Raw genomic sequence first — 10,630 nt, 5'->3', positions numbered from 1 at the left:
GCCGGGCGGGCGGCCGTGGTCGTGGTCGGCACCGAGGGGGCACGGCTCGCACCGGACGAGTCCTTCGACGTCGTCGTCAAGATCGGCCATCCCGACTCCGCGTACGACCTCGACCTGTACGGCGGCACCTCCGACCCCGACGAGGCCGCGGGCTTCCTCTCCGAGGCCCTCGTCGGCGACCTCGCCGCCGCGCTGCCCGGCGGCGACAGCCGCCGCGCCGCCACCGCACTCGCCCAGCTCCTCGGGCCCTTCCACGCCGCCCACGGCCGCTTCCCCTCCGTCCCCGAGCTGCGCGAACTCCTCGACGGCACCCCCTCGGCCCTGGCCGCGCTCCGCTCCGCCCTGCAGGCCCGCGGCGGCGCCGCCCTGGGCCAGCTGCGCGAACTCGACGCACGGGAACGTCAGTCCGCCCGGCCCGGCGACGCGGGCCCCCTGCTCGCCGACCGCATCGCGCTGCTCGACCGGCCCGCGTTCGCCGGGTTCTTCGACACCACCGGCGGCAGCCACCCGTTCTCGCTGCGGGGCCTGGAGCACCCGCTCCGGGTCCGCATCGACCTCCCGGAGCGGGGCCACGCCGAGGTCTCCCGGATGCTGGCGCGGCTCGTCCTCGCCCAGTTCGCCGAGTGCGCCACGGCCCGGCAGGACCGCTCCCTGTTCGCCTGCCTCGTCCTCGACGACGCCTCCCACACGGTGACCGCGGAATCCGTGCGCGGCCTGCAGCGCATGCGCTCCGCCAACGCCGGCGCGGTGCTCACGCTGCGCACGCTGGACGACGTCCCCGAAGCGCTCCGCGGTGCCCTGCTCGGCGCCGTCGGCTGCCGGGCCGCCCTGGCCGGCCTCACGGCCTGGGACGGCGCACGGTTCGCCGAGGTGTGGGGCAAGGAATGGGTGGACGTCCACGACGTCACGAACCGCCAGATCGTCGCGGACGAGCCGCTCACGCGGGTGCTGCATGCCGTGCGGCGCCTGGTGACCGGGAAGGCGGTCACGGCGGAGTCGGTGACGGTACGCCGGGTCGAGCGCGAGCGCTGGTCCGCGTCCGAGCTCGCGCACGCGGTCCCTGCGGGGCACGCGGTCGTCTCCCTCACCGCGGTCGACGGGGAGCACGCGCCTCCGGTGCTGGTCGATCTGCGCGCCTGAGCGGTTTCTGTGCGGGTGCGTTGCGCTTCGCAGACCGGGGTTCGCGGTACGGCCCGTCGTTCGTGTGCGGGTGCGTTGCGCCTGCGGCGGGCATCCCCCGCCGCCCTCCCGATTGCCCGGCGCGGTCAGTGCGGGCCTGCGCAACGTGTGCCTGGGTCGGGGCCGCGCCGGCGCACGTCCTCAGCGCTCGCGGTTTACGCCTACATCGTTGGGCACCGCGTGCTCCGCTCGTCGCTTCCGGGCGCACCCCGCCACACCCCCTCACGCCGGTTGGGGCGCATGACGGCCGGTGGGCGGTGAGTGGGGCACTTGCGGCAACCCCGGACCGCCTTCTCACCCCGTCCGGCCGTTAGTCGCCTACACGACCGAAGGGGGTGTGGCGGGGTGCCCCCGCAGGGGACGAGCGGCGAACCCGCGCCGAACGATGTAGGCGTAAACCGCGAGCCCCGAGGTGGGGGTCCCCCCGGCCGAAGGCTGGGGGCGTACCCCGGCGCGGCACCGACCCCACACCAACGGAGCGCAGGCCCGCACTGACCGCGCCGGGCAATCGGGAGGGCGGGTGGGGGAGAAACCGCAACAGCAACAACCGCGGCGCCGCACACGAAGACGGCACCGCACCGCAGGTATACGGTGAGGCAGAATCGGATGTGAACGCACTCCGAGATGGAGAAAAAGCCCGTGCCCCCCACGCTCGCCTCCCTGCTGCGGAACCCCGCCCTGAAGCTGGCCGTCCTCGCCGGAGGCGACCGCCTGGGGGAGGCCGCCGTCCGCTGGGTGCACACCAGCGAGCTGGACGACCCGGCGCCGTACCTGGAGGGCGGCGAGCTCCTGCTCACCACGGGCCTCAAGCTGGACGTCGGCTCGCCCGAGGCGCTCGGCCAGTACGTGGCGCGCCTGGCCGGCGCCGGCGTCGTGGGCCTCGGGTTCGGCGTGGGGCTGAGCCATGACACCGTGCCGCAGGCGCTCGTGGACGCGGCGGCCGCGCACCGGCTGCCGTTGCTGGAGGTGCCGCACAAGACCCCGTTCATCGCGATCAGCAAGGCCGTCTCCGCGGAGCTCGCCGCCGACCGGTACAAGGCGGTGACCGCGGGGTTCGAGGCGCAGCGGGAGCTGACCCGGGCGGCGCTCGCTCCGGACGGGACGACGGCGCTGCTGTCGCGGCTGGCGGCGCACCTGAACGGCTGGGCGGCGCTGTACGACGCCTCGGGCGCGGTGGTGGCCGCGGCGCCGGAGTGGGCCGGGCGGCGGGCGGCGCGGCTCGCCGGGGAGGTGGAGCGGCTGCGCGGCAGGCCCGCCCCGGCCAGTGCGGCGGTCGCGGGCCCGGCCGGTACGGAGGACCGCGTGGAGCTGCAGTCGCTGGGCACCGGCCGGCGCCCCCGCGGTTTCCTCGCGGTCGGCACGGAGGAGCGGCTGGACACCTCGGACCGCTACCTCGTGCATGCCGCCGTCGCGCTGCTGACGCTGTCGCTGGAGCAGTCCCGCGCGCTGCAGGACACCGAGCAGCGCCTGGGCGCCGCGCTGCTGCGGATGCTGCTGGCCGGCGAGCCCGAGCACGCCCGCACCGTGGCCGGCCGGCCGTACGGCGGGCTCTTCGACGCCCCCGTGCGCGTGCTGGTCGCGGAGCGTGCGGAGGCCGCGGGGGACGCCGTGGGGCTGCTGGCCGAGCGGGTGGAGGCGGCCGGGATGCGGGCCGCGGAGCCCGTGCTGGCGGTGCGGGACGAGGACCGGTTGACGGTGCTCGCGGCCGCGGACGGCGCGGTGATGCCGGCCTGCGTGGCGGCGGTCGACGGGAGCGACGACCTGGTGGCCGGGCTGTCCGCCGCGGTGGGTGCCGCGGGTGTCCCGGGCGCGCACGAGCAGGCCGAGCGCGCGCTGGCGGTCGCCCGGCGGCGGGGCCGCAGTCTCGTCGAGCACGACGAGGTCGGTTCCGGCTCGGTGCTGCCGCTGCTGGGCGACGAGGCGGTCCGGGCCTTCTCCGACGGCCTGTTGCGGCCGCTGCGCGAGCACGACGCGACCGCCCGCGGTGACCTGGTCGCGTCCCTGCGGGCGTGGCTGTCCCGGCACGGGCAGTGGGACGCCGCCGCGGCTGACCTCGGGGTCCACCGGCACACGCTGCGCTACCGGATGCGGCGCGTGGAGGAGATCCTCGGGCGCTCGCTGGACGACCCGGACGTCCGCATGGAGCTGTGGCTGGCCCTCAAGTCCGGCGGCTGACACGGTCTGCCAAAACGTCGCACAGGGCGGGATCCGCAGGACGCACTGGACAAGACCGGCCGGGTGCCGCCCGCCCTACCGTGGTGCGCATGAGCACCCCCACCGCCTTCTGGCTCGCCGGCCGCTCCGCCACCGGCGAGGACACCTTCGATGTCGTGAACCCGTACGACGGCAGCGTCGTGGCCTCCGTCGGCGTGCCGACCCCCGCCCAGGTGGAGGAGGCTGTCGCCGCCGCCAAGGCGGTCGAGGCGGAGTTCGCCGCGACCCCCGCCCACGTGCGGGCCGCGGCCCTGGACCACGTGTCGAAGCGGCTGGCAGAGCGCTCCGAGGAGATCGCCCGGCTGATCACCGCGGAGAACGGCAAGCCGGTCAAGTGGGCCCGCGGCGAGGTCGGCCGTGCCGTGTCCGTCTTCCGCTGGGCGGCGGAGGAGGCGCGCCGCTTCAACAGCGGCGAGGCCCAGCGCCTGGACACCGACGCGGGCGGCGTGGGCCGCCTCGCGCTGACCCGGCGCTTCCCGCGCGGCAGCGTGCTCGGCATCGCGCCGTTCAACTTCCCGCTGAACCTGGTGGCCCACAAGGTCGCCCCGGCGATCGCGGTCGGCACGCCGATCATTCTGAAGCCGGCCCCGGCGACCCCCCTCTCCGCGCTCCTCCTGGGCGAGATCCTGGCCGAGACCGACCTGCCGGCCGGTTCGTGGAGCGTGCTCACCGTCCCGAACGACCGCATGCCCGCCCTCGTCCGGGACGAGCGGCTGCCGGTCATCTCCTTCACCGGCTCCGACCGGGTCGGCTACCAGATCATGGACTCGGTGCCGCGCAAGCACACCACCCTGGAGCTGGGCGGCAACGCCGCCGCCGTCGTCCTGGCCGACTGGTCCTCCGAGGAGGACCTGGAGTGGGCGGCGAACCGCATCGCCACCTTCTCCAACTACCAGGGCGGCCAGTCCTGCATCTCCGTCCAGCGGGTCATCGCCGACGCGTCCGTGTACGACCGGCTGGTGGAGAAGGTCGTCGCCAAGGTCCGCGCCCAGGTCACCGGCGACCCCTCGGACGACGCCACCGACGTCGGCCCGCTCGTCGACGAGAAGGCCGCCGAGCGCGTGGAGTCGTGGGTCGAGGACGCGCTGGGCAAGGGCGCCAAGCTGCTGACCGGCGGCCGGCGCGACGGCGCCGCCTACGAGCCGACCGTGCTCGCCGACCTTCCGGCGGACGCGATCATCGCCACCGAGGAGGTCTTCGGCCCCGTCCTGTCCCTGCACAAGGTGGACGGCGCCGACGAGGCCTTCGCGGCGGTCAACGACTCCAAGTTCGGTCTGCAGAGCGGGGTGTTCACCCACGACCTGCAGACCGCCTTCCGCGCCCACCGCGAGCTGGAGGTCGGCGGCGTCATCATCGGCGACGCCCCCTCCTACCGGGCCGACCAGATGCCCTACGGCGGCGTCAAGGACTCCGGCGTGGGCCGCGAGGGCGTCAGGTACGCCATGGACGACTACACCTACGAGCGGGTCCTGGTCCTGACCGGTCTCGCTCTGTAGTCCTCACGGCAGGACGAGCCACCCCTTCCAGCGGCCGGGGCGCATGTGCGGTGCGCCCCGGCCGCGCCGTACGCGCGTCGGCATGGGCACGCCATATGCGGCGCCGGCTGCCGATCGCCCCGGAGGGGGCCACCCACCCCCCAGCCCCGAGAGCCCGGCGTTCACCCGAGTGGAGTGGAGCGCCCTCGCGGATCCGGCGGTGCGTCCGGTGCCCGCCGAGAACGCCGCGCCGCTGCGGGTCGCGCGGTCGGCCGCGGACACCGAGCCGACCGTCGTGGCCCTGCCCGACGCCGCCGGCCGGGGCCGCCTCCCGGCCCTGCTCAGGGGCTGTCCGGGGGCGCGCTGCACGCGGGCGCCGCAGGCCTCGCCCTCGCTGAATCCGGCCCGGCCCACCGGGAAGTGACGTGGGGTCAGGGTCTGCGGCCGGTGCCGGCCGACGGCACCGGCGAGGCGGAGTTCGGTTCGGCCGTCCCCGACCTCACCGGCCCCGTCACCGAGGGCGGCCCCGCCCCGGACACCACGCGGCCGCGGAAGCTGCTCGCGTCGGCCTGAAACGCCGTCGAAAAGGCCGCCGGCCCGCCGCGCCCCGTGCGCGAGGGCTGGTGACCATGCCGGAACCGGGGTACTAACGAACAAGTAGCACCGGTCGGTAACCGACGCGAGGTGACGCCCCCATGTCCGCAGCATCCGCCCGCCCCACCGTTTCCGAACGCGAAGCGCGCCAGGTCGCAGAGGCCGCCCGCGAACAGGAATGGCGAAAGCCGAGCTTCGCCAAGGAACTGTTCCTGGGCCGCTTCCGGCTCGACCTGATCCATCCCCACCCCACACCGTCGACCGAGCAGGTCCAGCGCGGCGAGGAGTTCCTGGCCAAGCTGCGCGACTTCGTCGAGACGAAGGTGGACGGGGCACTGATCGAGCGTGAGGCGAGGATCCCCGACGAGGTCATCACCGGGTTGAAGGAGCTCGGTGCCCTCGGCATGAAGATCGACCCCAAGTACGGCGGCCTCGGCCTCACCCAGGTGTACTACAACAAGGCGCTGGCCCTCGTGGGCTCCGCCAGCCCCGCCATCGGCGTGCTGCTCTCCGCGCACCAGTCGATCGGGGTGCCCCAGCCGCTGAAGATGTTCGGGACCCCGGAGCAGAAGGAGCGGTTCCTGCCGCGCTGCGCCCGCACCGACATCTCGGCCTTCCTGCTCACCGAGCCCGACGTGGGGTCCGACCCCGCGCGCCTGGCGACCACGGCCGTACCCGACGGGGACTCCTACGTCCTGGACGGCGTGAAGCTGTGGACGACCAACGGCGTGGTCGCCGACCTGCTGGTCGTCATGGCGCGGGTGCCGAAGAGCGAGGGCCACAAGGGCGGCATCACCGCCTTCGTCGTCGAGGCCGGTTCCGAGGGCATCACCGTCGAGAACCGCAACTCCTTCATGGGGCTGCGCGGCATCGAGAACGGCGTCACCCGCTTCCACCGGGTACGCGTCCCCGCCGAGAACCGCATCGGTCCCGAGGGCGCCGGGCTGAAGATCGCCCTCACCACCCTCAACACCGGCCGCCTCTCGCTGCCCGCGTCCTGCGTCGCGGCCGGCAAGTGGTGCCTGAAGATCGCCCGTGAGTGGTCGGCCGCCCGCGAGCAGTGGGGCAGGCCGGTCGCCCGCCACGAGGCCGTCGGCGCGAAGATCTCCTTCATCGCGGCGACCACCTTCGCCCTCGAGGCCGTCATGGAGCTGTCCAGCCAGATGGCCGACGAGGACCGCAACGACATCCGCATCGAGGGCGCGCTGGCCAAACTCATCGCCTCCGAGATGAGCTGGACCATGGCCGACGAACTGGTCCAGATCCGCGGCGGCCGCGGCTTCGAGACCGCCGAGTCCCTCGCCGCCCGCGGCGAACGGGGCGTCCCGGCCGAGCAGTTGCTGCGCGACCTGCGGATCAACCGGATCTTCGAGGGCTCCACGGAGATCATGCACCTGCTGATCGCCCGCGAGGCCGTCGACGCCCACCTGTCGGTCGCCGGGGACCTCATCGACCCCGACAAGGCGCTCGGCGACAAGGCCAAGGCCGGCATGAAGGCCGGCGGCTTCTACGCCCGCTGGCTGCCGAAGCTGGTGGCCGGCCCCGGCCAGATCCCCGGCGCGTACTCCGCGTTCCACCCGGCGGGCCACCCCGACCTCGCCGCCCACCTGCGCTACGTCGAACGGGGCGCCCGCAAGCTCGCCCGCTCCACCTTCTACGCCATGTCGCGCTGGCAGGGCCGGATGGAGACCAAGCAGGGCTTCCTGGGCCGCGTCGTCGACATCGGCGCCGAACTGTTCGCCATGAGCGCCGCCTGCGTCCGCGCCGAGATGCTCCGCACCCGGGGCGAGAACGGGCGCGAGGCCTACCAGCTCGCCGACGCCTTCTGCCGCCAGTCGCGGATCCGCGTCGAGGAGCTCTTCGGCCGCCTGTGGACCAACACCGACGCCATCGACCGCAAGGTCGTCGACGGGGTCCTCGGCGGCGCCTACACCTGGCTGGAGTCCGGCATCGTCGACCCCTCCAGCGACGGCCCGTGGATCGCCGACACCACCCCGGGCGCCTCGCACAAGGAGAACGTCCACCGGCCGATCCGCTGACCGGACCGGGGACGCGTCCCCCGCGCACAGGGCACCGCCTTCCCGGAGGCGGTGCCCCCGCCGTGCCGGCGACCGGACACAATGGGGGGATGACGGACTCTCTCGCCGACCCGCATCTGCGGCTGCCCGGACCGGACGCGGCCACCGCCGCCCACGACGGCCCCCGCACCATCGTGATCCTGGGTTCGACCGGATCGATCGGCACCCAGGCCATCGACGTCGTCCTGCGCAACCCCGACCGCTTCCGCGTGGTGGCCCTGTCCGCCGCCGGCGGCCGGGTCGGGCTCCTCGCCGACCAGGCGCTGCAGCTGGGCGTCTCCGCGGTCGCCGTCGCGGACGTGAACGCGGAAGGCCCGCTGCGGGAGGCGCTGGCCGAGCGCTACGGCGCCGAGCCCCTGCCGGAGGTCCTGGTCGGCCCGGAGGCCGCGACCGAGCTGGCCGGCCGGCCGTGCCACTCCGTCCTCAACGGCATCACCGGTTCGATCGGGCTGCGCCCGACGCTGGCCGCCCTGGAGGCGGGGCGGATCCTGATCCTCGCCAACAAGGAGTCGCTGATCGTCGGCGGCCCCCTGGTGAAGGCCGTGGCCAAGCCGGGCCAGATCGTGCCCGTCGACTCCGAGCACTCCGCGCTCTTCCAGGCCCTCATGGGCGGCTCGCGCACCGAGGTCCGCAAGCTCGTCGTGACCGCCTCCGGCGGCCCCTTCCGCGGCCGGGACAAGGGCGAGCTGGCCGGGGTCACCCCCGAGCAGGCGCTGGCCCACCCCACCTGGGACATGGGCCCGGTGGTGACGATCAACTCGGCGACCCTGGTGAACAAGGGCCTGGAGGTCATCGAGGCCCACCTGCTCTTCGACATTCCCTTCGACCGCATTGAGGTGGTCGTCCACCCGCAGTCGTATATCCACTCGATGGTGGAATTCACTGACGGCTCCACGCTGGCCCAGGTCAGCCCGCCCGACATGCGGATGCCGATCTCGCTGGGCCTCGGCTGGCCCGAGCGGGTGCCCGACGCCGCGCCCGGGTGCGACTGGACGAAGGCGGCCACGTGGACGTTCTTCCCGCTGGACGACGAGGCGTTCCCGGCGGTGGCGCTCGCCCGCCACGTCGGTAGCCTCGGGGGTACCGCCCCCGCGGTGTTCAACGCGGCCAACGAGGAGTGCGTGGCCGCGTTCCTCGCGGGCACGCTGCCCTTCACGGGCATCGTGGACACCGTCGCACGGGTGGTCGAGGAGCACGGCACTCCCGGCAGGGGAACCTCCCTGACCGTGGAGGACGTCCTCGAGGCGGAGAAGTGGGCGCGGGCCCGCGCCCGGGAACTGGCTGCGGAACAGGCGACGACGGAGGCGGCACACGTATGACGGGACTTATGTGGGCACTGGGGATCGCCGTCTTCGCGGTCGGCCTCCTGGTCTCCATCGCCTGGCACGAGCTCGGCCACCTCTCCACGGCCAAGCTGTTCAAGATCCGCGTGCCGCAGTACATGGTCGGCTTCGGGCCGACGATCTGGTCCCGCCACAAGGGTGAGACCGAGTACGGCATCAAGGCGATCCCGCTGGGCGGCTACATCCGCATGATCGGGATGTTCCCGCCCGGCGACGACGGCCGGATCGCCGCCCGGTCCACGTCGCCCTTCCGCGGGATGATCGAGGACGCCCGCTCCGCGGCGTACGAGGAGCTGAAGCCCGGCGACGAGACGCGGATGTTCTACACGCGCAAGCCCTGGAAGCGCGTGATCGTCATGTTCGCCGGCCCGTTCATGAACCTCATCCTGGCCTTCGGGCTCTTCCTGGCGCTCTTCATGGGCTTCGGCATCCCGACCCAGACCACGACCGTCGGCTCGGTCTCGGAATGCGTCGTCCCCGCTTCCGACACCAAGGCCCTCAAGGCCAAGGACCCCTGCGTCCACGGCGACTACCCGGCCGCTCCCGCCAAGGCGGCCGGTCTGCAGCAGCGCGACCGGATCGTGGCCTTCAACGGGGTGAAGGTCGACGACAGCCAGTGGACGGTGCTGCAGAAGGAGATCCGCAAGACCATCGGTCCCGCGACGATCACCGTCGTGCGCGACGGCAAGACCATCGACCTGCAGGCGAACCTGATCGCCAACAAGGTCGTCAAGACCGACGGGCACGGCGGCATCGTCAAGGACCAGTACGTCCAGGCCGGGTTCCTCGGTTTCACACCGGCGGACGGCGTGGTGAAGCTGGACTTCGATCAGTCGCTCGACCACATGGCCACCACGGCCGAGGACGGCGTCCGGTCCCTCGCGGCGCTCCCCGGCAAGATCCCCGGACTGTGGAACGCGGTCTTCAGCGGCGCCGAGCGTCAGCCCGACTCCCCGGTCGGCATGATCGGCGCGGCGCGTCTCGGCGGCGACATCTTCTCGCTGCCGCTGCCGGCCACGCAGAAGATCGCCACGATGGTGGGCCTGCTCGCCGGGGTCAACCTGGCCCTCTTCCTGTTCAACATGCTCCCGCTGCTCCCGCTCGACGGCGGGCACATCGCGGGCGCCCTGTGGGAGTCCGTCCGCCGCAACATCGCCAAGGTCTTCCGCCGGGCCGACCCCGGACCCTTCGACGTGGCGAAGCTGATGCCCGTCGCCTACGTGGTCGCCGGCATCTTCATCTGCTTCACGGCGCTGGTCATGGCCGCGGATCTCATCAATCCGGTGCGTTTGACCTAGGCGCGATGTCGGAGGCGTGGGTGGGGTGACGTAGTCTCGTTGACCGGAGCCCGCCCACGCCGCCGGGACCTCGATCCGCGTACTTTGGGGATGCCACGCACATGACCGCGATTTCGCTCGGGATGCCGTCCGTTCCGATCAAGCTCGCCGACCGACGCAAGAGCCGCCAGATCCAGGTCGGATCGGTCGCGGTCGGCGGCGACGCCCCGGTCTCCGTCCAGTCCATGACCACGACCGTCACGGCCGACATCGGCGCCACGCTGCAGCAGATCGCCGAGCTCACCGCCTCCGGCTGCCAGATCGTCCGGGTCGCCTGCCCCTCGCAGGACGACGCCGACGCCCTCGCCACCATCGCGAGGAAGTCGCAGATCCCGGTGATCGCGGACATCCACTTCCAGCCGAAGTACGTGTTCGCGGCGATCGACGCGGGCTGTGCGGCGGTGCGGGTG

The 10,630-nt window shown here is 73.3% G+C and carries 8 protein-coding genes and 1 pseudogene; all 9 read left to right on the top strand.

The genetic code is table 11. The features are described 5' to 3' along the window. A pseudogene (locus PV341_RS39880) lies at positions 1-1,140 on the top strand (ATP-binding protein); the annotation flags it as partial. Between the two features lie 678 nt (positions 1,141-1,818). Further along, positions 1,819-3,354 carry a PucR family transcriptional regulator gene (locus PV341_RS39875; protein WP_500325766.1) on the top strand — a complete coding sequence of 512 codons (1,536 nt, stop codon included), beginning with the start codon at positions 1,819-1,821 and terminating at the stop codon, positions 3,352-3,354. A gap of 89 nt (positions 3,355-3,443) precedes the next feature. Then, positions 3,444-4,889 carry an aldehyde dehydrogenase family protein gene (locus PV341_RS39870; protein ID WP_500360350.1) on the top strand — a complete coding sequence of 482 codons (1,446 nt, stop codon included), beginning with the start codon at positions 3,444-3,446 and terminating at the stop codon, positions 4,887-4,889. A 208-nt stretch (positions 4,890-5,097) separates the two neighbouring features. Continuing rightward, positions 5,098-5,292 carry a hypothetical protein gene (locus PV341_RS39865; RefSeq protein WP_500325769.1) on the top strand — a complete coding sequence of 65 codons (195 nt, stop codon included), beginning with the start codon at positions 5,098-5,100 and terminating at the stop codon, positions 5,290-5,292. Positions 5,293-5,315: 23 nt separating this feature from the next. Then, a complete protein-coding gene (locus PV341_RS39860) occupies positions 5,316-5,441 on the top strand; it encodes a hypothetical protein (RefSeq protein WP_500325771.1) in 126 nt (41 codons plus the stop codon). Positions 5,442-5,563: 122 nt separating this feature from the next. After that, a complete protein-coding gene (locus PV341_RS39855) occupies positions 5,564-7,501 on the top strand; it encodes an acyl-CoA dehydrogenase family protein (RefSeq protein WP_499514301.1) in 1,938 nt (645 codons plus the stop codon). 89 nt (positions 7,502-7,590) lie between these two features. Further along, complete coding sequence (dxr, locus tag PV341_RS39850; RefSeq protein ID WP_500325773.1) at positions 7,591-8,859, top strand: 1-deoxy-D-xylulose-5-phosphate reductoisomerase; 1,269 nt, start codon at positions 7,591-7,593, stop codon at positions 8,857-8,859. Continuing rightward, complete coding sequence (locus tag PV341_RS39845) at positions 8,856-10,181, top strand: M50 family metallopeptidase (RefSeq protein WP_500360348.1); 1,326 nt, start codon at positions 8,856-8,858, stop codon at positions 10,179-10,181. The genes dxr and PV341_RS39845 overlap by 4 nt, the downstream gene beginning before the upstream one ends. Before the next feature lie 101 nt (positions 10,182-10,282). Then, positions 10,283-10,630: flavodoxin-dependent (E)-4-hydroxy-3-methylbut-2-enyl-diphosphate synthase (locus PV341_RS39840; RefSeq protein ID WP_500360347.1), on the top strand; the 348-nt coding region annotated here is incomplete at its 3' end.

Source organism: Streptomyces sp. PA03-1a, assembly GCF_033792805.1.
In the GTDB taxonomy this organism is placed as follows: Bacteria; Actinomycetota; Actinomycetes; order Streptomycetales; family Streptomycetaceae; genus Actinacidiphila.
Note: the sequence above shows the minus strand (reverse complement) of the source record. Positions and strands in the feature narration are given on the sequence as shown.

Excerpts from the sequence above, each read along its gene's own strand:
- PV341_RS39870 (WP_500360350.1), top strand. The coding sequence starts at position 3,444 with ATGAGCACCCCCACCGCCTTCTGGCTCGCCGGCCGCTCCGCCACCGGC.
- PV341_RS39855 (WP_499514301.1), top strand. The coding sequence starts at position 5,564 with ATGTCCGCAGCATCCGCCCGCCCCACCGTTTCCGAACGCGAAGCGCGC.
- dxr (WP_500325773.1), top strand. The coding sequence starts at position 7,591 with ATGACGGACTCTCTCGCCGACCCGCATCTGCGGCTGCCCGGACCGGAC.
- PV341_RS39845 (WP_500360348.1), top strand. The coding sequence starts at position 8,856 with ATGACGGGACTTATGTGGGCACTGGGGATCGCCGTCTTCGCGGTCGGC.